Genomic DNA, 23121 nt, shown 5'->3' with positions numbered 1-23121 from the left:
GATGGGACGGCAGACCACCGCGAAGGCGGATGAACGTCGCCGTCGCAAGCTTGCGAAGACGACTGTATCCGCATCCGCTCCGACGACGTCGAAGACGTCCGGAGCGTCGACCGCGACGAAGTCCTCGACAGTGAAGACCGCCGAGAAGACCAGCGTCCCGAAGTCCGCCGCACGTGACTCCGCGTCGAAGACCGCGGGCGTCAGGACGTCGGCGAAGAAGCCCGCGAAAGCCAAGGGAACGCAGAACCCGGCGAAGAAGCCCGCAAAAGCCGCGGGGAAGAACAAGACCGCCTCGGTGCTCAAGAAGGCATGGACCCATCTGCGCGGTGACATCTCCAGCCTCTCCGCGCACCCGCTGACGACCTACTTCCTCATCCTCGCCTCCGTCGTCCTGCTCACGGGACTCGGCCTGGTCATGGTGCTCTCGGCCTCATCGATCACCTCCTACGACGGGGGAGCGGGCTCCTCATTCGCCTACTTCAACAAGCAGGCGATGTTCGCCGGGGTCGGTCTCGTCCTCATGTACATCGCCAGCCGGATGCCGCTGCAGTTCTGGAAGCGGATCGCCTGGTTCGCCCTCATCGGCGGACTCCTCATGCAGGCGGCGGTCTTCGTCCCCGGGCTCGGCAAAGAGACGAAGGGCAATGCGAACTGGATCGGGTTCGGCGGATTCCAGATCCAGCCCTCGGAGTTCCTCAAGGTCGCCCTCGCCGTGTGGCTCGGCTTCATCCTCGCCCAGAAGGCCGGGAAGATGACCACCTTCGGCCACGCCATGATCCCCGTCGTGCCCGGCGTCCTCGGCGCCGCCGGACTCGTCGTGGCCGGCAACGACCTCGGCACCGGCTTAGTCATCATGGCCATGGCCGTCGTCTGCCTGTTCGTCGGCGGATTCCCGGCGAAGTACTTCATCCTCCTGGCCGGCGTGCTGGCCGCTGCGGTCACCTTCTTCGTGCTCAGCTCCCAGAACCGGCTCGACCGCATCCAGGCGATGCTCACCGGTCACGCGGATCAGAGCGCCGCGGACACCATGGGCCAAGCCTGGCAGTCCAACCACGGACTGTTCTCGCTGGCCTCCGGCGGATGGCTGGGGGTCGGGCTCGGCGCCAGCCGTGAGAAATGGTCCTGGCTGCCCGAAGCCCACAACGACTTCATCTTCGCCATCATCGGAGAGGAGCTGGGCCTCGTCGGCACCCTCGTCGTCATTCTCATCTTCGCCGTCCTCGGCTTCGCCATGGTCCGCGTGGTGATGCGTTCGAACAGTCTCATGGTCCAGGTCGCCACTGCCGGCTTCTTCGCCCTCATCATCGGGCAGGCCGGAATCAACATCGGCGTCGTCACCGGACTGCTGCCGGTCATCGGTCTGCCGCTGCCGTTCGTGTCCTACGGCGGCTCCTCGATCATCGCCTCTCTCCTCGCCGTGGGAGTGGTGCTGTCGTTCGCTCGCACCGAACCGGGCGCCGAGGCGGCCATCGCCGCCAACAGGGATCGCCTGCGATCCTCACTCGCCGTGCTTGCCCGCAAGAAAAGGAAATGAGATGACGAGTATCCTCCTCGCCGGTGGAGGCACCACCGGCCATATCTCGCCGATGCTGGCGATCGGCCGTGAGCTGCGCCGGCAGCACCCCGACTGGGACGTCGTGGCGTTGGGCACCCCCGACGGACTCGAAGCCGAAATCGTTCCACGCGCCGGGTTCGAACTGCTCACCATCGACAAGGTGCCCATGCCGCGGTCGATCAGTCCCGCCCTGCTGAAATTCCCGGGACGCTTCCGCGGCAACATCTCCGCCGTCAAGCAGATCATCGCCTCCCGCAGCATCGATGCCGTCGTCGGCGTCGGCGGCTACGTCTGCCCGCCGGCTTTCCTCGCCGCCAAACAGGCGAAGATCCCGCTGATCGTCCACGAAGCCAATGCGAAGCCGGGAATGGCCAACCGTCTCGGCGCCCGACTGACCACCACCGGGCGCGTCGGGATCACCTTCCCGGACACGGAGCTGCCGGGCTCCACCCTCGTCGGCATGCCCATGCCCACGGAGATCACGGATCTCGACCGCAGCGACGACGATCAGCGTGCCGGCTTCCGTGCCGATCTCGGGCTGCGCGACGACCGTCCGGTCCTCGTCGTCACCGGAGGTTCCTCCGGTGCGCAGAAGATCAACGAAGCGTTCCTGGCCACCGCGACCGCGTGTCAGGAGGCCGGCATCCAAGTCCTCCACATCACGGGAGCCGGGAAGGGCGAGGCCCTGCGGGAGGCCGCGGCCGAACTGCCCGACTACCACGTCGTGGACTACGTCGACGGAATGCACCGAGCCTATGCGGTCGCCGATCTGCTCGTGGCCCGCTCCGGCGCCGCCACGGTCTCCGAAGCCACGGTCGCCGGAGTCCCGGCGGTATACGTGCCCCTGGCCATCGGCAACGGCGAACAGCGCCTCAACGCCTCCGGAAGCGTCTCGGCCGGTGCCTCGCTCATGGTCGACAATGCCGAATTCTCACCGTCGACGGTCGTCGACACCATTCTGCCGCTGCTGGCCGACGAGACCCGTCTGACGCAGATGAGCCAGGCGGCTCTGCATCTCAACTACCCCACCGATGCCGCGGCCCGCATGGCCGCCATCGTCAACCGCGCGCTGGAAGGCTGATCATGACCTCTGCGAACACGAGCCCCGCGAACATCGTTCCCGTCGGCGAACTCGGAGCCGTCCACTTCATCGGCATCGGCGGTTCGGGAATGTCCGGAATCGCCCGGATCATGGTCATGAACGGAGTCACCGTCTCAGGTTCGGATGCGAAGGAATCCAACGTCGTCGACGTCCTCCGGACCCTGGGAGCCACGGTCACGATCGGACATTCGGCCGACAACCTCGGCGAGGCCGATACCCTCGTCATCTCCTCGGCCATCCGCAAGGACAACCCCGAACTCGTCGAAGCCCAGCGCCGGGGACTGCGCATCCTCCACCGCTCCGGAGCCCTCGCGTCCCTCATGGTCGACCGGCGGGCCGTGGCCGTGGCGGGCACTCACGGGAAGACCACGACCACGTCGATGACGACCGTGGCGCTGCAGGCCTGCGGTGTCGACCCGTCCTTCGTCATCGGGGGAGTGCTGTCGACGACGGGCACGAACGCCCACCTGGGCACCGGTGACGTCTTCGTCGCCGAAGCCGACGAATCCGACGGATCGTTCCTCCTCTACGAACCGGCCATCGGCATCCTCACGAACGTCGAAGCCGACCACCTCGATCACTACGGAACCCCGGAGAAGGTGCGCGAAGCCTTCATCGAATTCTGCGACGGCATCCAGACCCGGGGCGGAACGATCATCGCCTGCGCCGACGATCCCGGATCCCACGACGTCGCCCTGCACTCCCGCCGCCAGGGAGCCGATGTCGTCCTCTACGGCACGTCCGAGGATGCCGATATCGTGCTGCGCGACCTCGACTCCGGAATCGGCTCGACCTTCGTCCTCGACCTGCCCGGCCGGGACGACGAGCTGCGAGTCGAACTGCGGCAGCCGGGAATGCACAATGCCCTCAACGCCACCGCCGCGATCGCCGTGGCGCACAGCCTCGGTGCCGATGTCGAACGCGCGGCCACGGGTCTCGCCGGCTACGGAGGCACCCGCCGTCGCTTCGAGGAACGCGGAATCGCCGCCGGCGTGCGCGTCATCGACGACTACGCCCATCACCCGACCGAGGTGCGCGCGGTGCTCAGCGCCGCCCGCGGAGTCGTCACCGACGAAGGACGGGTCTGGGCCGTCTTCCAGCCCCACCTGTACTCGCGGACGATGGAATTCCGGGAGGAATTCGGACAGGCCCTCGGTCTGGCCGATGAGGTCGTCGTCCTCGACGTCTTCCCCGCGCGCGAAGATCCCGTGCCCGGAGTCACCGGCGCGCTCATCGCCGACCGGGTCCCGCACGAGAACGTGACATTCCTGGAGTCCTTCGCCGAGGCGGTCCCCTTCGTCGCCGCTCGAGTGAAGCCCGGCGACCTCGTACTCACCGTCGGAGCCGGTGACGTGACCATCCTCGGGCCCGAGCTGCTGAGCGCACTGGAGGGCTGACACCCATGGTGCCGCTTCCCCCGGCCCAGGCCGGTGACAACTCCACCGCGGATCTCACCGGAGTCATCCGGGCCCGCCGCCTCAGGACCTGGCGTCGACGCCTCTTCGCCATCGGCATCGTGGCTGCCCTCATCGCCCTTGTCGCCGTCGCCTGGTTCTCGCCCCTGCTGTCCCTGCAGAAGGTGCAGGTGAGCGGCAGTCGACTGGTCGACACCGATAAGGTCAGCAATTTCGTGCTCGACGACCAGGGCAGCCGACCGCTGCCGCAGGTGCGCCCCGGCAGCGTCGAGGACGCCGTGCTGAAGGAATTCCCGAAAGCCGAAGCGGCCTCCGTCCACTACGCGGGACCCCGGTCGCTGAAGATCGAGATCACCGACCGCACCCCCGTTATCGCCATCAGAGGCGAATCCGGCTATCGCCTCTACGACTCCGAAGCCGTCGACCTCGGCACGGTCGACACAGCACCGAAGAAGCTCACGGTGCTCAGCGGCGGCGGACACCAACCGGACAGAGAGACCGTCTCCGCGGTCATCCGATTCATGGGCGAACTGCGACCGGAGCTGAGGCGTCAGCTGGTGACGATCGAGGCCAAGGACGCCATGAGCCTCAAGGGACGGCTCGACACCGGAAAGCAGAAGGCCACGGTCGTCTTCGGCGATTCCTCCGACTCCAGCCTCAAGGTGCGCACCGCCGCCCAGCTGGCCGCCGAGGGCCGCACCGAGATCGATGTCTCCGTGCCCTCGGTGCCCGTGACCGACTGAGTCCCGCCCGACCAGTCGTCGGCCCGAACCGGTCTCGAACACCCCGCCGCGGCCGGACCGGGCCTCAAAGAGCTGCCCAGGATGGGCCAGCCGCTGCGATTGCCTCCGTTTGGCCCCGACACACCGGGTGTGAAGTTTGGCCGAACCCCGACACTCCGGCGAGAATGGTTGCAGTGAGATTGCCCCGCCCAATAGCCTCAGGGCAGAGAACACAGACCGAATGCGCACGCAGACCCTGCGGAGCGCAAGCGCTTGAGACGAGGAACCGACTTGGCTGAATTCCCACAATCCGGAGCGGACATCAAAGTTGCCGGAACCGGCGGCGGCGGCGTCAACGCTGTACAGAGGATGATCGACGTCGGCCTGCGCGGCGTGGAGTTCATCGCGATCAACACCGACGCCCAGGCACTCGTCCTCTCCGACGCCGATGTCAAGCTCGAGATCGGCCGTGACCAGACCCGAGGCCTCGGCGCCGGCGCAGACCCGGAGATCGGCAAGAAAGCCGCCGAATCCTCCGAAGACGCCATCCGCGACGCCCTCGAGGGCGCGGACATGGTCTTCGTCACCGCCGGCGAAGGCGGCGGCACGGGAACCGGCGCCGCCCCGGTCGTGGCCCGCGTGGCCCGGTCGCTCGGCGCACTGACGATCGGCGTCGTGACCCGCCCCTTCACCTTCGAGGGACGCCGTCGTTCCGCGCAGGCAGAAGCCGGAATCGCGGCGCTGCGCGAAGAGGTCGACACCCTCATCGTCATTCCCAACGACCGTCTGCTCTCGATCTCCGATCGCAGCGTCTCCGTCGTCGAAGCATTCCGCTCCGCCGATGAGGTCCTGCGCTCCGGTGTCCAGGGCATCACCGACCTCATCTCGGTCCCGGGTCTGATCAACCTCGACTTCGCCGACGTCAAATCGGTTATGCAGGATGCCGGGACCGCGCTCATGGGCATCGGTGCGGCAACCGGCGACGACCGTGCCGTGCAGGCCGCCGAATCCGCGATCGCGTCCCCGCTGCTGGAAGCCAGCATCGACGGCGCCCACGGCGTGCTCTTCTGCATCACCGGCGGCGGCGACCTCGGACTCTTCGAGGTCAACGAGGCCGCACGCCTGGTCCAGGAAGCCGCGCACCCCGAGGCGAACATCATCTTCGGCGCCGTCATCGACGACAACATCGGCGACGAATGCCGAGTGACCGTCATCGCCGCCGGATTCGACAACACCTCTCCGAATGCGGAGGTCGCCGGATCCGACCAGGTCCCTGCACCGATCCCGGCCGCCGCTCCGGCCGAGACCGAGTCCGAGTCGCCCGTCATCGCCGAGTCCCCCGAAGCCGACGAGCCTGCGCCTGCCCCGCGCCGCAGCGAGGAACACCAGATTCCCGCTTCGCTGCCGGGCGAACGCAGCAGCTCGAATTTCGACTCCGACCTCGATATCCCGGACTTCCTCAAGTAATATGCTGCGCTCGAGGTTCGTCATCCCGGGCGGGCGCACCGCCCACGTCGCCTTCACCGACCGGCACGGCGGATACTCGAGCGGGGACTTCTCCTCGTTCAACCTCGCCCGCCACGTCGGAGACGATGCCGAACTCGTCGCAGCCAACCGAGCCGCTCTCGCTCAGGTCATCGGCCTGAGCGGCGAGCGGCTCTCGTTCGTCTCCCAAGTCCACGGCACCGATGTCCACATCATCGGCGACGAAGCTCAGCTGCGGCAGACTCCGGTGGAGGCCGATGCCCAGCTGACGGCCGTCCCGGGACTCGGGCTGGCGATCATGGTCGCTGACTGCACCCCGGTCATGCTCGCCGATGCCGACGCCGGAGTCATCGCCGCCGTCCACGCGGGTCGCCCGGGAATGGCCGCAGGAATCGTCGGCAGAACGGTGGCCGCGATGCACGACGCCGGTGCACGGGACATCCACGCGGTCATCGGTCCCTCGGTGTGTCCGCGCTGCTACGAAGTCCCAGCCGAGCTGAGGAGCGAGGTCGCGGCGATCGAGCCGACAGCCGCCTCGGTGTCGGTGACCGGAACACCGGCACTCGATGTCGCCGGGGCCGTGGCCGAACAGCTGCGCCGGGCGGATGTGACCATCGATCATTTCTCGCGCACCTGCACGAAGGAATCCGAGGACCTCTTCTCCTACCGCAGGCAGAAGCGCACGGGCCGTTTCGCAGGGATCATCTGGCTGCAGGAAGAAAACACCGCGACACACCCATAGGACTCACAGGCCCAGATGCTCGCGTGCGATAGTTTGGGCGACAGGTGAGCAAGTGCCGAAGTCCGAGGAGCTTTAGACATGTCAGCAATCAAGAAGACGCTGGAATACCTGGGTTTCGTCGAAGAAGAGGACGAGACCACCCAGCACACCGACCGTCGTGAACCCGCCCGCCGGGACCGCGAGGTCGTCGAGACCTTCGACGAGGACGACCAGTACGACGAACCGGCCGCAGCCGAGGAACGGACTCCGGCTCCGGTGACACCGATCCACCCGTCACCGATCCGTCCCGTAGACACCCCGGCGCCAGGAACCTCAATGAACCGCATCAGGACCATCCACCCCCGCAGCTACAACGACGCCATGGTCATCGGTGCCGCCTTCCGTGAGGGCACCCCAGTGATCATGAACCTCTCGGAGATGGACGAGAACAACTCCAAGCGCCTCGTCGACTTCTCCGCGGGTCTCATCTTCGGCCTCCACGGGTCGATCGAGCGCGTGACGAACAAGGTCTTCCTGCTCACCCCCGAGAACATCGAAGTCGCCGGCGAGGGCGAAGCCGATTCGGATACTCAGGCCAGCTTCTTCAACCAGAGCTGAGTGCGCTGGAGAATCTCTCAACTCGTCCTCAGCTGGAGCCGATAGGCTGAAGCCTCAGAACTCAAGCAACAACGAAAGGCGCGGGGGACCCACGTGGCCATCATCTTCTACATCCTCGGTACTGCTCTGAGCCTCTACGTCTATGTGCTCCTGGCGCGAGTCGTGCTCGATCTGGTCCAGGTGTTCTCCCGCGATTGGAGGCCCACCGGTTTCCTCCTCGTTCTCGCCGAGATCGTGTACACACTCACCGATCCGCCGCTGAAGCTGCTGCGCAAGATCATTCCGCCGCTGCGTCTGGGACAGGTGTCGCTCGACCTGGGATTCATCGTCCTGCTCATCGGCATCCAGATCATTGCGTCGGTGTTCTTCAACCTTTCGCACACCACCGCCTGATGCCCGCCAACACAGTGTTCTCCGCGGAAGAACCACTGTGAATGGATATGGGGAACGGCGTGAAGAATGTGCCGGTCGATTAAGGGTATTCGATTGATCGAATACCGGATAAATGGTGAATATGCTCACCAGAATTGGCTGTCTGTGTGCTCGAGTTGTTAGCCTCGAATGCGGAAAACTTCGTCATTGAATGCGAGACACGCCATTACTGCGGGACAAAACTGCAGGTGTTACGCTAATGTGACGTTGAAGCCGTCCTTCTGGGCGGCAGCGTAATGAATGTAGATCGACCGAAGGTGACCTCATGGCGCTCACGCCTGAAGACGTAGTAAACAAGCGGTTCCAGCATGTGAAGTTCCGCGACGGGTACGACCAGGACGAAGTCGACGATTTCCTTGATGAGGTCGTCGTTGAGATTCGCCGTCTCTACCAGGAGAACGACGAACTGCGTCAGAAGCTCTCCACCGCCGAACAGCGTGTGAAGGAACTCGAAGCCGGCGGCGCCTCCGCCGCACCGGCACAGGACATCGACGCCACTCAGGCGATGCCCGCCGCTGTTCCTGCTCCCGAAGAGAAGGAAGAGGCTCCGGCTCCGGCCGAGGCACCTGCCGCCCCGGCACCGGTCGAAGAGACCCCGGCCCCGGTCGTCAAGGAAGCTGCTCCCGCACCCCAGGACAACTCCGCTGCACCAGCGATGGCCGCAGGTTCTGCCGGTGGAGCCGCGGGTGCCGGTCTCGGTGCTGCCGCGGTCGGCGGCGACGGAGACGCTCATGGTCTCATCGCTCTGGCCCAGCGTGTCCACGACGAGCATGTTGCCGAAGGTGAGCGCAAGCGCGACGAGCTCATCAAGGGCGCCGAGAAGGAAGCCGCCGACATCGTCGGCAAGGCCGAAGCCAAGCGCGACGAAACGCTGTCGACTCTCGAATCGCAGAAGTCGACCCTCGAGCGCTCGATCGACCAGCTCTCGAACTTCGAGCGCCAGTACCGCACTCGACTCAAGAGCTACCTCAACGATCAGCTGCGTGACCTCGAGAACTCCACGAGCCTGGCTCCGGAGACCCTCGACGGAAACGGCCCACTGGGCGGTTCCTCGAACCACAAGCTCTGATCTCATCGCATCACCGACCGAGGTCCGGGAACTCTGCGGAGTACCCGGGCCTCCGTCGTGTTCGCACACTGCATCGTCGTGCGGCTGAATCCCGCAGCCTCGGCGGTGGTCTAGAATGAACCAAATGAACGATCCTGCCTCACGGGTGAAACGACCTCGCGCCGCCATGATGGCCCTGCTGTTCACAATCGCGGCAGTCGTGCTCGTGATCGATCAGTTCACCAAATTCCTCGCCGTCAGTCTCCTTGAAGACCAACCTCCGGTGCCTGTGATCGGATCGCTGGCCGGATTCACCTTCTACCGCAATCCCGGAGCCGCTCTCGGCCTCGGGTCGAGCGTGACGTGGATCTTCCCGATCATCGCCATCGGCGTCTTCGTGGCGATCCTCGTGATCTCGCGCAAGCTCGGATCGAGAGCCTGGGCGATCGGTCTCGGTCTGCTCTTGGGCGGACTCTTCGGCAACCTCGTCGACAGGCTCTTCCGTGAACCCTCGTTCCTGCACGGAGCAGTCGTCGACTTCATCGATCTGTCGCTGTTCATCTGCAACGTCGCGGACATCGCGATCTCCGCCGCCGCAGTGACCTTGGTCATCGTCAGCCTCAGAGGCATCGACATCGACGGATCGGACTCCACCCGCGTGAAAGAGGACTCTCATGACTGAACGCTCCATCCTCGTCCCTGAGGGACTCGACGGTCAGCGCGTGGACGCTGCGATGTCGAAGCTGCTCGGCCTCTCCCGAACCGCCGCCGCCGACATCTGTGCCGACGGGGGAGTGGAGATGTCCGGGCGTCCGGTCATCAAGTCCGATCGCGTCATCGCCGGCGAACGGCTCGACATCATGATGCCCGAACCGAAGAAGCCTCTGGAGGTCGTTCCCGACCCCGTGCCGGGAATGCGCATCGTCCACGACGAAGACGCATTCGTCGTCGTCGACAAGCCCGTGGGTGTGGCAGCACACCCGGCTCTCGGCTGGACCGGACGCACCGTCGTCGGCGGACTCGCCGCTGCGGGATTCCGCATCGCGACTTCCGGCGCTCCCGAACGTCAGGGCATCGTGCAGCGACTCGACGTCGGAACTTCGGGGCTCATGGTCGTGGCGAAGAGCGAATACGCCTACAGCGTGCTCAAACGCGCCTTCAAGGAACGCACGGTGGAGAAGACCTACCATGCGGTCGTACAGGGTCTGCCCGATCCAGTGCTCGGCACCATCGACGCCCCGATCGCCCGACACCCCAAGCACGACGGACTCTACGCGGTGCGCACCGAGGGCAAGAACGCGATCACCCACTACGAGGTGATCGAAGCCCACCGACGTGCCGCGCTCGTCGAGGTCCACTTGGAGACCGGACGCACCCACCAGATCCGCGTCCACTTCTCCGCGACCAAACACCCCTGCGTCGGTGACCTGCCCTACGGTGCCGATCCGGTGCTGGCGAAGGAACTCGGTCTGGAACGCCAATGGCTGCATGCCGTCAAACTCGGCTTCCACCACCCCGACACGCAGAAGTGGGTCGAATTCGAAAGCGGGTACCCCGAGGACCTGCAGACCGCGCTCGACCGCATCCGGCCGAACTGACGCCGCGCCTACGCGCTGCCGCTGTCCGATGGTGTCGGAGACTGACGGCTGAGCGACGCGTCGACGGGACCTGCGCGAACCGGAGGCTCGTCGGCAAGTGCCCGGAACAACAGGCGCGGGAACCCTCCCTGCGGGTGCCGATGGACTAAGCTGGAACGGCAACACCGGCAACTTCAGGAAGGCGGCGCCCAGTGCCGAACGAGGACTTCGTCCACCTCCACGTCCATACCGAATACTCCATGTTGGACGGTGCGGCCCGCCTCGCCGATCTGATGGCGGCGACGAAGGCATCGGGAATGTCCGCGATCGCCACGACCGACCACGGATACCTGTTCGGCGCCTTCGACTTCTGGTCGCAGGCGACAGCCGCCGGAATCAAACCCATCATCGGCGTCGAAGCCTATGTCACGCCCGGCACGGATCGCCGGGACAAGACCCGCGTGAAGTGGCGCACCGACGAATCGCAGAAGAGCGACGACCTGTCCGGCGGTGGTCTCTACACGCACATGACCCTGCTGTCACGGAACAACACGGGCATGCGCAACCTGTTCAAGGCATCGTCGTATGCCTCCCTGGACTCGGTGACGGCGAAATGGCCCCGACTTGACCAGGATCTGCTCGAGAACTACTCCGACGGACTCCTCGCCACCACCGGCTGCCCGTCGGGAGAGGTGCAGGTGCGGCTGCGCCTGGGACAGTACGAAGAGGCCAAGGCGGCCGCCGGGAAATACCGTGAGATCTTCGGCAAGGACAACTACTACGTCGAACTCATGGACCACGGTCTGTCCATCGAGAAGCGGGTGACGAAGGATCTCATCCGGCTGTCGAAGGAACTCGACATTCCGCTGGTCGCTACCAACGACCTCCACTACACGCACGAATCAGATGCGAAGGCGCACGAAGCGCTGCTGGCCATCCAGTCCGGCTCCAAGCTCATCGAACCCACGTACGATCAGGGCGGTTCGCGATTCGCCTTCTCCGGCTCCGGCTACTACCTCAAGACCCCCGCAGAGATGCGGACCCTGTTCAAGGAATTCCCCGAAGCCTGCGACAACACCCTCGAAATCGCCGAGAAGTGCGAAGTCTCCTTCGACACCTCGGCGAACTACATGCCGAAGTTCCCGTGCCCTCCCGGTGAGGACGAGACCTCGTGGCTGATCAAGGAAGTCGCGAAGGGGCTCGACTACCGGTACCCGAACGGCGTTCCCGACGACGTCCGCCGGCAGGCCGACTACGAACTCGACATCATCATCTCGATGGGCTTCCCCGGCTACTTCCTCGTCGTCGCCGACTTCATCAACTGGTCGAAGGACAACGGCATCCGCGTCGGACCCGGCCGTGGTTCGGGAGCCGGCTCCATGGTCGCCTACGCTATGCGCATCACCGACCTCGATCCGCTGCAGCACGGACTGTTCTTCGAGCGCTTCCTCAACCCGGACCGTGTGTCCATGCCCGACTTCGACGTCGACTTCGATGATCGTCGCCGCAGCGAGGTCATCGACTATGTGACCGAGAAGTACGGCGATGAGCGTGTGGCGATGATCGTCACCTACGGCACGATCAAGACGAAGATGGCGCTGAAGGACTCCGCGCGGGTGCTCGGCAAACCCTTCTCGATGGGTGAGCGGCTGACGAAGGCGCTGCCGCCGGCGGAGATGGCCAAGGACATTCCGCTCAAGGACATCGAGGACCCGGAGTCCAAGCGGTACAAGGAAGCCGGGGAGTTCCGCGAACTCGTCGACACCGATCCGGAGGCTCGAGAGACCTTCGAGACTGCGAAGGGCCTGGAAGGGCTGAAGCGTCAGTGGGGCGTCCACGCCGCAGGTGTCATCATGTCCTCGGATCCGATCATCGACGTCATCCCGATCATGCGTCGGTTCCAGGACGGCCAGGTCATCACCCAGTTCGACTATCCGACATCTGAGGGCCTCGGGCTCATCAAGATGGACTTCCTGGGATTGCGGAACCTCACGATCATCTCCGACGCGGTGGAGAACATCAAAGCCAACCGGGACTTCGATCTCGACCTCGAGCACCTCGCCCTCGATGATCCGGCGGCGTACGAGCTGCTGACCCGCGGTGACACCCTCGGCGTGTTCCAGCTCGACGGCGGCGGTCTGCGTGCCCTGCTGCGGATGATGAAGCCGGATAACTTCGAGGATATCTCCGCGACCCTGGCGCTCTACCGCCCCGGTCCGATGGGTGCGGATTCGCATACGAACTATGCCCTGCGCAAGAACGGTCTGCAGGAGGTCACCCCGATCCACCCGGAGCTCGAGGAGCCGCTCAAGGATATCCTCGACACCACCTACGGCCTCATCATCTACCAGGAGCAGGTGATGGCGATCGCGCAGAAGGTCGCCGGCTACTCGCTGGGCCAGGCCGATATCCTCCGCCGTGCGATGGGCAAGAAGAAGAAGTCCGAGCTCGACAAGCAGCAGGTCGGCTTCTTCGGCGGAATGAAGGAACGCGGGTTCTCCGAAGCCGCCGCTCAAGCCCTGTGGGACATCCTGCTGCCGTTCTCGGACTACGCGTTCAACAAGGCGCACTCGGCCGCCTACGGCGTCGTGTCCTACTGGACCGCCTATCTCAAGGCGCATTACACGGCCGAATACATGGCGGCCCTGCTCACCTCGGTCGGTGACAACAAGGACAAGCTCGCGATCTACCTCAACGAGTGCCGTCGCCTCGGAATCACCGTGCTGCCTCCGGACGTCAACGAATCCGCCCTCCACTTCACCCCTGTCGGTACGGACATCCGCTTCGGCATGGGAGCGGTGCGCAACGTCGGCGCCCACGTCGTCGAGGGCATCGTCGAGGCCCGCGGAGAGAAGGGCTCCTACACCTCGTTCACGGACTTCCTCGACAAGGTGCCCAGCCATGTGTGCAACAAGCGCACGATCGAATCGCTCATCAAGGCCGGCGGCTTCGACTCGCTCGGCCACAGCCGCCGCTCACTCGTCGAAGTCCACGAGGAGGCCGTCGACTCGGTCATCGGCGTCAAGAGGCAGGAAGCCAACGGTCAGTTCGACCTCTTCGCCGGACTCGGCGGGGGAGATGACTCACCGGGATTCTCCGTGACCATTCCCGATCGTCCGGAGTGGGAGAAGAAGGAGAAGCTGTCCTTCGAGCGCGACATGATCGGCCTCTACGTCTCCGATCACCCGCTCAACGGACTCGAAGGCGTGCTGGCCGCCGAATCCGATGCCTCCATCGCCGAGGTGGTCGATCCGGAGTCGCACCGTCATGACGGATCCCAGATCAAGGTCTGTGGAATGATCACACAGGTCACCCGCAAGGTGTCGAAGAACTCCGGGCGCCCCTATGCGATCGTGACCTTGGAGGACCTCGAAGCCGAGATCGAAGTGATGTTCTTCGGCGACACCTACGAACCGGTGGCGAGCCTCCTGGCGACCGACCTCGTGATCTCCCTGACCGGTCGCATCCGCACCTCCGATGACCGTCCGACCTCGCTGATGGCGATGTCGATGACGATTCCCGATGTCACCGACCCCAACGATCGGCCGCTCAACCTCATCATGCCGATGGAGAAGGCGACCGAGGAGATGGCGACGAAACTCAAGCAGATCCTCGAGTCCAACAAGGGCCAGACCGATGTCCACATCACTCTGTCCCAGCCGGGACGGCAGACGGTCATGCGTCTCGACCGGTCGATCCGGGTCGACCCGAACCCGAGCCTCTACGGAGACCTCAAGGCGCTGCTGGGATCCCGCTGCCTGAGCGTCTGATGCGCGAACGCCGAGCCCGCCTCCCGTCCGCACTTCGGGCCGGAGGACAGCGGTGCTGCTGTGGAGACTAGAATGGTGCGGGTGAACATTCTGGACTTCCGTGGTGAGACCCTCAACAAGCGATTCCTGGCGCAGAAGCTGCCTCGGGCCGCCGAGACCCATGCCGATATCGAACGACGGGTGGCTGAACTCCTCGACACCATCGCCGGTGGGGGAGCGGCCGCGGTGAAGGACTTCACCGAACGCTTCGACGGAGTGCGCCCCGAAACGCTGCGGGTACCGGGATCCGCGCTGGCCGAGGCCGCGGCAGAACTCGATCCCGCGGTCAGGGCCGCGCTCGAAGAATCGATTGCCCGCGCCCGGAAGGTCGCCGCCGATCAGCGTCCCGTCGATGTCCGCACCGAACTGGCCTCAGGCGCCTTCGTCACCACCCGGCATCTGCCGGTCGAACGCGTCGGACTCTATGTGCCCGGCGGACTGGCCGTCTACCCGTCGACGGTGATCATGAACGTCGTGCCTGCACAGACGGCCGGTGCACGCTCGCTGGCGATCGCCAGCCCGCCGCAGAGCAATGGTCTGCCGCACCCGATCGTGCTCGCCACCGCACACATCCTCGGCATCGACGAGGTCTGGGCGATGGGCGGGGCACAGGCGATCGGCGCTCTGGCCTATGGCTTCGATGACGGTGAGGAACTCGAGCCCGTCGACCTCATCACCGGTCCCGGAAACGCCTATGTGGCTGCGGCGAAGTCGCTCGTCCGCACCCGGGTCGGCATCGACGCGGTCGCCGGCCCCACAGAGATCATCATCCTCGCCGACGAACAGGCGGATCCGCGCTTCGTCGCCGCCGACCTCATCAGTCAGGCCGAACACGACGAACTGGCCGCCTCGGTGCTGGTCACCGACTCCGTCGATCTCGCCGAAGCGGTGCAGAAGGAGTTGGACGTGCAGGTGCCGTCGGCGATGCACACCGAGCGGATCGGGGCGGCTCTGGCCGGACGGCAGTCGGCGATCGTCCTCGTCGACGACCTCGACGCCGGGATCACCGTCGTCAACGGCTATGCCGGTGAGCACGTCGAGGTCCACACGGCCGATGCTGCAGCCGTCGGGGCGCGGATCACGAACGGGGGAGCGGTCTTCCTCGGCGATTGGGCTCCGGTGTCACTCGGTGACTACTGTGCCGGGTCGAACCACGTGCTGCCCACGATGGGCACAGCAGCTCACGGCTCGGGACTGGGTGTGCACTCATTCATCAAGGTCAGCCAGGTCATCGACTATGACCGACAGGCACTGTCCGCGGTGGCGGAGCACATCGGTGTTCTCGCCGCCGGCGAACAGCTGCCGGCCCATGGCCGGGCTGTCGACATCAGGTTCGAGGAGTAGAGATGCGCTGTCCGTTCTGCCGTGAGTCCGATTCGCGGGTCGTCGATTCGAGGACCAGCGAAGACGGCGCTGCTATCCGCCGGCGCCGGCAGTGCCGTCATTGCGGTCGCCGCTTCACCACGATGGAGGCCACGAGCCTGTCGGTGATCAAACGCTCCGGTGTCACCGAGGAGTTCTCCCGTCAGAAGATCATGTCGGGTGTGCGCAAGGCCTGCCAGGGACGTCCGGTCAGTGACGATGATCTCGCGAAGCTCGCTCAGCGGGTGGAGGAGAACATCCGGTCGCGCGGAATCGCCGAGATCGACGCCGACGAGGTGGGACTGTCGATCCTCGAACCGCTGCGCGAACTCGACCAGGTCGCCTACCTGCGATTCGCCAGCGTCTACCAGGGGTTCGACTCGCTCGAGGACTTCGAGGCGGCGATCGATTCGCTGCGCGCAGACGCGCTGCTGCAGTCCGGTCAGACTCGGGAACCCACCCCCGACGACTTCGCCGACTGAGCTGCTCGGGGGTCCGGCCGACCGGATCCTGAGACTGCTGGGATTTCTGTCAGAAATCTTCGTTTCGAGTACCGCGGTACAGAAATAGTTGTGTAGTATTGAACGTGCGCGCTACGGCGCGCGGCCGCTTGCGGTTCGGAGGGGAAGCCGAACCCAAGCGGCCTTTCACATTCACCCCTCAATTACTACCTGACGGCGGCCCAGCAACCTCGCGCGAGGTTGCTGGGCCGCCGTCAGGTAGTAATTGGGTTTTGGTCAGCCGGCTTGGCGGATCGTGTCGGCGGAGAAGAGCTCGGTGAGCTCCGCCGACACGGACGCCAGGACACGCAGACGTTCCGTCGTGCGTGTCAGCGCCACATAGAGACCGCCGACGCCCTGCTCGCCGCCGATCGGGGCGATGCGTCCGGGTTCGACGATGACCACCGCATCGAACTCGAGGCCTTTGGCCTGCTGCGGGGTGATGAGGGCGATCTGGTGGTCCAAGCCCGTGACCGATCGTCCGAAATCGAAGTCCGCGATCGCCTCGGCGACGGGTTCGATGAGCTCCTCATCAGCGATGACGGCGATCTTCCCACCTTCGGCGGCGGACACCTCGGCCGCCACCTTCTCGGGGAGGGCGGCCAGCAGCTCCGATTCGTCGGCGAAGGAATCCAGGCGCGGATCCGATCCTCCCTGGCGCACCGACTCGACGAGCTCGAGCTGCGGGAAATGCCGATGCAGGTAGCGGTTGGCCAGATCCATCACCGACTGCGGGGTGCGGTACGAGACCGTGAGCACCTGGAGAGCGAACCGATCGCCGACGAACTCGCTGAGGATCGAGGACCAGGTGCGGGCATTGTCGGCCTGCGAAGACTGGGCGAGGTCGCCGACGACGGTGGCCGACTTCGACGGCACGCGGCGGAAGAGCACCCGCCACTGCATGGGGGAGAGCTCCTGCGCCTCATCGACGACGAGGTGGCCGTACGTCCACTCCCGATCCTCGAGAGCACGTTCGGCCAGAGTCATCGCCGGTCCCTGCTCCTCCCAGCGGGCAGCGAGGGTCTCGGCTGAGACCATCCCGCCGGTCTCGGTCATATCGACGACGGCTTCGGCGTACTCGCGTGCCGAGTCATCTCGCGCCTGAGTCTGCTGCGGGGCCGAACCGAGAAGCTCGGCCAACTCGTCGAGCAGCGGCACATCATCGACCGTGAACTCGTCCCGACGCTGCTCGAGCAGAATCGACTGCTCGGCAGGAGTGAGGAGCTTGCGTGCGGCGGCCCGCAGCTTGTGCGGCCTGCCCAGCAGAGAACGCAGAGCTGCGGCAGGGCCGATGGGGAACCACGCAAGGTTGAGGGCGCGACGAACGTCGACAGAGGAACGCAGGTCTTCGAGCAGCTCGGGCAGGCGTTCGCCGGCCGCATCCATCCCCATCTCACGGGCGAGATCCTCGGCGAGGATCTTCAGCAGACCGGTGACGAAACCGGTGCGGGCGGCATTGTGCGGGTCCCCGCTGCGACGAGCCCGATCGCGCGCGGACTGAACATCCCTGCGACGCAGCACGATCGTGTGCGAACGCACCCGCATCTCGACATCGTGATCGGGAATGCGCTGATAGTTCGCAACATGGTTCTTCAGCACCCGAGCCATGATGGAGCGGCCCTTGATCTCGGCGACAGCCGGTGCATCTGCGGCATCCGTGTCGAGTCCCGGATACAGCTGACCGGGAGTGAGCAGGACGGCCCCGGTTTCGCCGAGGCTGGGAAGAACCTTCTCGATGTACTTGAGGAACACCGTCGACGGGCCGACGAGGAGGACACCGGACTTCGCGATGCGCTCCCGGTGACGGTAGAGCAGGAAAGCGGCACGGTGGAGCGCAACGGCGGTCTTGCCGGTTCCCGGCCCTCCCTGGACGACGAGCACGCCGGAGAGCGGGCGGCGGATGATCGCATCCTGTTCGGCCTGGATGGTCGCGACGATATCGCCCATCCGTCCGGTGCGATGTGTGGTGAGGGCGGCGAGGAGGGCGCCTTCGCCCTGGAGGTTCGATCGCTGAGCGTCATCGAGCGCGTCGATGTCGAGCACATCGTCTTCGATGCCGGTGACCTTCCGGTTCGCGGTGACGAGGTGACGGCGGCGAGCGATCCCGTCGGGGTTGGCAGCCGTCGACTGGTAGAAGCGCTCGGCGGCCGGCGCCCTCCAGTCGATGAGGATCTGCTGACGCTGTTCGTCGGTGAGTCCGATGCGGCCGATGTAGGTGGGGTCGTCTTCGTCGATGATGTCGAGGCGACCGAAGCACAGTCCCTCCTCGGCGCCGTCGAGACGGATGAGCTGATCTTCGTACATCGTCGCGAAGGCATCGCGTTCGGTGCGGTGCTGGTGGTTGCCTCCGACCTCGGAGACCCTCACCGTGCCCAGGCGGGCCGTCGTCTCCTCCCGGAGCTCATCGAGGCGGGCATAGAGCTCGTCGAGCTTGGTCTGCTCGACACGAATTTCTGAAGTTTCGGTCATCTCACCTTCTTGGGTCGGCATTCAATTATGCCGAACTTTCCCCGGCGTCTGTAGTCGCATCGTCATTTCGGACCGGGGCGTACCTCACATTCCGGCTGTCTCGGTGGTAGGCAGAGGCATCTGGGTCGGGACGTGCGAGGGCAGAGAGCCAGCTGAGTCGGGATGTGCGAGGGCAGAGAACCAGACGGGTCGGAAGGTGGAGGAGCTTGGGACTGCAGGGCCAGCCCGGGCCGGCGGGAGGGTCAGAGACCCAACCGGGAGCGCAGATCTGCTCCCGCCAGGAAGGTCGCTGAGGAGGCGGCGGTGCGCAGACTGCGGTCGAGCGCGCCCGTGTCGAGGGGAGTATTGGAGGCGAGGACGACGACGTTGCCGCGTCGACGTCCCTTGAGGATCGCCGGTTCCGTGGCGGCGGCACGATGGGCGAAGTGGTCGCCGAGGCTGCGGAGTTCGGCCCGGAGGAGGTGGTGGTCACCGGAGTCAGGCACATTGGCGACGTAGATGCCGGAGTCCTTGACCGCCTCGGCGCAGGCGGCGAAGAACTCCGAAGTCTGCAGAGACGCAGGAACCGAGTCGTGGTCGAAGGCGTCGCGGACGAGGACGTCGAGGGTATCGGGCCGGAATTTTCCTATCTCCACCGCTCCGTCGCCGGCGCGCAGAGCCAGGGCGGGGGAGCGGGGCAAGTCGAACCAGTCGCGGGCGAAGTCGAGCAGCTTGGCATCGATGTCGATCGCCGTCTGCTTCGATCCCGGTCGTGCCGAGTCCAGCGCCCGGGCCAGAGCACAGCCGGCGGCACCGATGTGTGCGGCCCGCAGCGTCCGGTCAGGGAGCTGAACGTCGATGATGCGTCGCATCCAGTCCAGGTACTCGAAGTCCAGTCGCTGCGGATCGCTGAGGGTGATCGACGAAGAAGGGACCCCATTGACGTGGAGCACATAGGAATCTGCCTCACCGTCGAGCTTCTCCAGCCGGGCTTCACCCGTCGAGACGTCGACCACTTGAGAACCAGGAGCTGTGTATATCCGTCTCTTCGCCACCCCTCACTTGTATGCCAGTAAGGCGATTGAGGCAATTCGCCCCGGATTCTCGTGGGGATGACGGGCCCGACTCGCCCATCAGAGCGCTGTGGACCCGTGCGGTCCGTCCACAGGTGCCGACCGGAACCTGGAGGAGCGGCTGCCTGATCGGTTGGAGTGGGTACCCAGACGGGCGGCTCATCCCAGGCATGGGCCTCGCCTGAGGCACGGGAACCGCTCCAGACGGCCGGTTCCGAACCGCTCAAGGAGGACGCAGTGAAGACACCGGCCCGCACACCCGAGGACATCATCGGGATCATCCCCCACACTCTCGGGTACACCCCGCGTCGCAGCCTCGTCGCTGTCATCGTCGGCACCGAGCACAACGGCTCACAGACCAGTTCGACCACGTTGCGCATCGACTTCGACCGTGAGAGCGCGGCGCAGACGCTGTCCGAAGGCGGCGGCTGGTACGCCGACCTCGTCATGCGCTCCGGTACGGTCTCCGGGGTCTTCCTCGTTCTCTACGATGACGACTATCAGCCGGTCAGCGCTTTCGGCGCCGGTGCAGACGCCGAATACGCAGAGGTCCACCGTGGTCTCATCCGAGCGGCGATCGACGAACTGGCCATCACCTTCGCCGCCAGAAGCGTCGACACCCTCAGCGCATGGTGGGTCAACCAAGAGCACTTCGGCCGCATCGACGAGGACGGCTATGACTGCACACCGCTGATCGAGGCAACCACCTCGGCGTGTGCCACGGAACTCGTCGCCGGCGGCTCCAACCCCGTCACCGATCCGGAGGACCTCGTCATCACCCCGATGCCCGCCGAAGCCTTCGCCGACAGCCGCCGCGGACACGCCGAGGAGTGGATGGGCACGGACGAAGCGTTCGCGATCCTCGCCGAGGTCTACCCGCGCCTGGACGCCATGCGGTGTGAGGAAGACGCGATCGACGAGGCGCGCATCCACGACCTCATGGACCTGCCGACCGTGATGGCGCTCGATACCCTGCTCGTCGAGAAATGGTCGCGCGACGCACTCGAGATGATCCTCAGCTTCGACCACCCGGACTTCCCACCCTCCGTGGTCAAGGGACTCGACGGTGACGAACTCATCGTGATGAGCCGCCGTGTGGTCTCCCAAGCACGGGCGGCTCAGCAGCTCGTCGGGCTCTCAGCGCGTGCGCCCAGGCCGCGGGACATCATGCTCACGATCGCCTTCCTCAAGGACTACCTGCAGGCAGGCCACCCACGGGCCAGAGCCAACACCTATGCCGTCATCGCCTGGTTCGAATGGTCTCTGGGCGGGTCGACGATGGCGCTGAACTATGCGCGCGCCGCCCTCGGGCTCGAAGTCGGACACGGGCTGGCCGAGCTCATCGTCAGCGCGGTCGATATGGGATGCCTGCCCCGCTGGCTGACGGAGACTCAGCGTTCGACCATCTGATCGGGCCGGGATGTGGGGCTGTCCGATTGTTCGGTGCCAATTATGAGGGATCGGGGCCGCCATTGATAGGGCTGGTCCGTCGCAGATGGGCCGGGGCCACGCGATCGGGGTGGGCGGTCGGCCGCCTCGGCGAGATCGACGTGAGAATGAGGCAGGAGGAACAGATCCGCAGGTCACGTTGTTGTCGGGGACAGGCCGGACGGATCGTCCCGGAGTCATCGACGGCCGATTCGCAAAGCGGGGAATAACGTGAGAAAATTAAGCGTTGACCCAGTCATTGCATGATGGGCGGACTCTGCGTTCGCCCGGGACCGCACGCGGACCACTTGACTTGGGTCTTAGTACTGTCCGAATGCATGGGGAAGTTTCAACGCTCGCGAAAGGTGAACACGTGCCCAGAGTCGACAAGGAATCCACAACGGTGACGGAGAAGTCGGAGGGAACGGCCGGCACGACCTCGACCGGTGGATCCAAGACCACTGCGGCGTCGAAGACCACTGCGAAGAAGACGACCGCTCCCGGCACCAAGAAGGCAGCGACCGCGAAGTCGGCGACTGCGAAGTCGACTGCCGCAAAGACCGAGACGGCTGCGTCGAAGAAGACGACTGCTGCGAAGAAGACAGCCGCCGCGAAGTCGACGGCTGCTCCGGCGAAGACCACGACGAAGGCCACCGCCGCCAAGGAAGCCAAGAAGGCGACCAAGGCGAAGAAGGCCGACGACGATATCGACACCACCGAGGAAGTCGAACCGGCCGCGGACGCTCTGGCCACAGAGGAGAGCCCCGCCGAGGCGACCGAGACGAAGAACTCGGAAGAGAAGGAGAAGAACGCCGCCGTGGCCGAGGCCGGTGGCTTCATCGTCTCCGATGCCGACGAGGAGGACGCGCCCGCTCAGCAGGTCGTCTCCGCCGGTGCGACCGCAGACCCGGTCAAGGACTACCTCAAGCAGATCGGCAAGGTGGCTCTGCTCAACGCCGCCGAAGAGGTCGATCTCGCCAAGCGCATCGAAGCCGGAATGTACGCCGAGCACCTGCTCGACGGCGGAGAGGTGACCGACCCGCGCGAGACGATGGACTACAAGTGGATCATCCACGACGGCCGCATCGCGAAGAACCACCTGCTGGAAGCCAACCTCCGACTCGTCGTGTCCCTGGCCAAGCGCTACACCGGCCGCGGAATGCTGTTCCTCGACCTCATCCAGGAAGGCAACCTCGGCCTCATCCGCGCCGTCGAGAAGTTCGACTACACGAAGGGCTTCAAGTTCTCGACCTACGCCACGTGGTGGATCCGCCAGGCCATCACCCGCGCGATGGCTGACCAGGCTCGGACGATCCGCATCCCGGTGCACATGGTCGAGGTCATCAACAAGCTCGCCCGCGTGCAGCGCCAGATGCTGCAGGATCTCGGTCGCGAACCGACCCCGGAGGAGCTCGCGAAGGAACTCGACATGACGCCCGAGCGTGTCGTCGAGGTCCAGAAGTACGGCCGCGAACCCATCTCGCTGCATACCCCGCTGGGTGAAGACGGTGACTCGGAGTTCGGCGACCTCATCGAGGACTCCGAGGCAGTTGTGCCCTCAGACTCGGTGAGCTTCACCCTCCTCCAGGAGCAGCTGCACTCCGTCCTCGACACGCTCTCGGAACGTGAAGCGGGAGTGGTGTCCATGCGCTTCGGACTCAACGACGGTCAGCCGAAGACCCTCGACGAGATCGGCAAGGTCTACGGCGTCACCCGTGAGCGCATCCGTCAGATCGAGTCGAAGACGATGGCCAAGCTGCGTCACCCGTCCCGCTCGCAGGTGCTGCGCGACTACCTCGACTGAGTCTCACTTCGGCCGGTCCATG

Annotated in this window: 18 protein-coding genes; 16 read left to right on the top strand and 2 right to left on the bottom strand. The window is 65.3% G+C overall.

What is annotated here, in order from left to right; genetic code table 11:
* Nucleotide 1: 1 nt before the first annotated feature.
* From ftsW to nrdR, 14 genes are all read left to right on the top strand, one after another.
* Nucleotides 2-1534 carry a putative lipid II flippase FtsW gene (gene ftsW, locus SB749_RS18230; RefSeq protein ID WP_410711543.1) on the top strand — a complete coding sequence of 511 codons (1533 nt, stop codon included), beginning with the start codon at nucleotides 2-4 and terminating at the stop codon, nucleotides 1532-1534.
* Between the two features lies 1 nt (nucleotide 1535).
* Entirely contained in the window at nucleotides 1536-2636 is a 1101-nt protein-coding gene (murG, locus tag SB749_RS18225) for an undecaprenyldiphospho-muramoylpentapeptide beta-N-acetylglucosaminyltransferase (protein WP_410711542.1), read from the top strand.
* A 2-nt stretch (nucleotides 2637-2638) separates the two neighbouring features.
* Complete coding sequence (gene murC, locus SB749_RS18220; protein ID WP_410711541.1) at nucleotides 2639-4054, top strand: UDP-N-acetylmuramate--L-alanine ligase; 1416 nt, start codon at nucleotides 2639-2641, stop codon at nucleotides 4052-4054.
* Nucleotides 4055-4059: 5 nt separating this feature from the next.
* Nucleotides 4060-4815 (top strand): cell division protein FtsQ/DivIB, encoded by a 756-nt coding sequence (locus SB749_RS18215; protein WP_410711540.1) that lies wholly within the window; start codon nucleotides 4060-4062, stop codon nucleotides 4813-4815.
* Nucleotides 4816-5085: 270 nt separating this feature from the next.
* Nucleotides 5086-6261 carry a cell division protein FtsZ gene (gene ftsZ, locus SB749_RS18210; RefSeq protein ID WP_410711539.1) on the top strand — a complete coding sequence of 392 codons (1176 nt, stop codon included), beginning with the start codon at nucleotides 5086-5088 and terminating at the stop codon, nucleotides 6259-6261.
* A gap of 1 nt (nucleotide 6262) precedes the next feature.
* Nucleotides 6263-7021 (top strand): peptidoglycan editing factor PgeF, encoded by a 759-nt coding sequence (gene pgeF, locus SB749_RS18205; RefSeq protein ID WP_410711538.1) that lies wholly within the window; start codon nucleotides 6263-6265, stop codon nucleotides 7019-7021.
* Between the two features lie 78 nt (nucleotides 7022-7099).
* On the top strand, nucleotides 7100-7618 hold the full coding sequence (locus SB749_RS18200) for a cell division protein SepF (protein ID WP_410711537.1): 519 nt from the start codon (nucleotides 7100-7102) through the stop codon (nucleotides 7616-7618).
* A 93-nt stretch (nucleotides 7619-7711) separates the two neighbouring features.
* A complete protein-coding gene (locus SB749_RS18195; RefSeq protein WP_264798881.1) occupies nucleotides 7712-8011 on the top strand; it encodes a YggT family protein in 300 nt (99 codons plus the stop codon).
* 304 nt (nucleotides 8012-8315) lie between these two features.
* The gene (locus tag SB749_RS18190) at nucleotides 8316-9119 is read left to right on the top strand and encodes a DivIVA domain-containing protein (RefSeq protein ID WP_410711536.1); all 804 of its coding nucleotides are present in this window, start codon (nucleotides 8316-8318) and stop codon (nucleotides 9117-9119) included.
* Nucleotides 9120-9243: 124 nt separating this feature from the next.
* Complete coding sequence (locus SB749_RS18185; protein ID WP_410711535.1) at nucleotides 9244-9780, top strand: signal peptidase II; 537 nt, start codon at nucleotides 9244-9246, stop codon at nucleotides 9778-9780.
* A complete protein-coding gene (locus SB749_RS18180) occupies nucleotides 9773-10696 on the top strand; it encodes an RluA family pseudouridine synthase (RefSeq protein WP_410711534.1) in 924 nt (307 codons plus the stop codon). The genes SB749_RS18185 and SB749_RS18180 overlap by 8 nt, the downstream gene beginning before the upstream one ends.
* A 239-nt stretch (nucleotides 10697-10935) precedes the next feature.
* A complete protein-coding gene (dnaE, locus tag SB749_RS18175; RefSeq protein ID WP_410711610.1) occupies nucleotides 10936-14445 on the top strand; it encodes a DNA polymerase III subunit alpha in 3510 nt (1169 codons plus the stop codon).
* A 72-nt stretch (nucleotides 14446-14517) separates the two neighbouring features.
* On the top strand, nucleotides 14518-15828 hold the full coding sequence (hisD, locus tag SB749_RS18170) for a histidinol dehydrogenase (protein WP_410711533.1): 1311 nt from the start codon (nucleotides 14518-14520) through the stop codon (nucleotides 15826-15828).
* A 2-nt stretch (nucleotides 15829-15830) separates the two neighbouring features.
* Nucleotides 15831-16328: a transcriptional regulator NrdR gene (gene nrdR / locus SB749_RS18165; RefSeq protein ID WP_025777954.1), complete on the top strand. Its 498-nt coding sequence runs from the start codon at nucleotides 15831-15833 to the stop codon at nucleotides 16326-16328.
* A gap of 255 nt (nucleotides 16329-16583) precedes the next feature.
* On the opposite strand, the gene SB749_RS18160 is transcribed toward nrdR, so the two are convergent.
* Together SB749_RS18160 and SB749_RS18155 are read right to left on the bottom strand one after the other, a co-directional pair.
* Nucleotides 16584-18815: a HelD family protein gene (locus tag SB749_RS18160; RefSeq protein ID WP_410711532.1), complete on the bottom strand. Its 2232-nt coding sequence runs from the start codon at nucleotides 18813-18815 to the stop codon at nucleotides 16584-16586.
* Between the two features lie 242 nt (nucleotides 18816-19057).
* On the bottom strand, nucleotides 19058-19810 hold the full coding sequence (locus tag SB749_RS18155; protein ID WP_410711531.1) for a spermidine synthase: 753 nt from the start codon (nucleotides 19808-19810) through the stop codon (nucleotides 19058-19060).
* A 294-nt stretch (nucleotides 19811-20104) separates the two neighbouring features.
* On the opposite strand from SB749_RS18155, the gene SB749_RS18150 reads away from it, so the two are divergent.
* Nucleotides 20105-21277: a DUF4192 family protein gene (locus SB749_RS18150; protein ID WP_410711530.1), complete on the top strand. Its 1173-nt coding sequence runs from the start codon at nucleotides 20105-20107 to the stop codon at nucleotides 21275-21277.
* A gap of 352 nt (nucleotides 21278-21629) precedes the next feature.
* Entirely contained in the window at nucleotides 21630-23099 is a 1470-nt protein-coding gene (locus SB749_RS18145; protein ID WP_410711529.1) for an RNA polymerase sigma factor, read from the top strand.
* Nucleotides 23100-23121 lie beyond the last annotated feature (22 nt).

It is taken from the genome of Brevibacterium sp. SIMBA_078, assembly GCF_046534565.1.
Taxonomy (GTDB): Bacteria; Actinomycetota; Actinomycetes; order Actinomycetales; family Brevibacteriaceae; genus Brevibacterium.
This window is presented reverse-complemented; position numbering and strand designations above follow the sequence as displayed.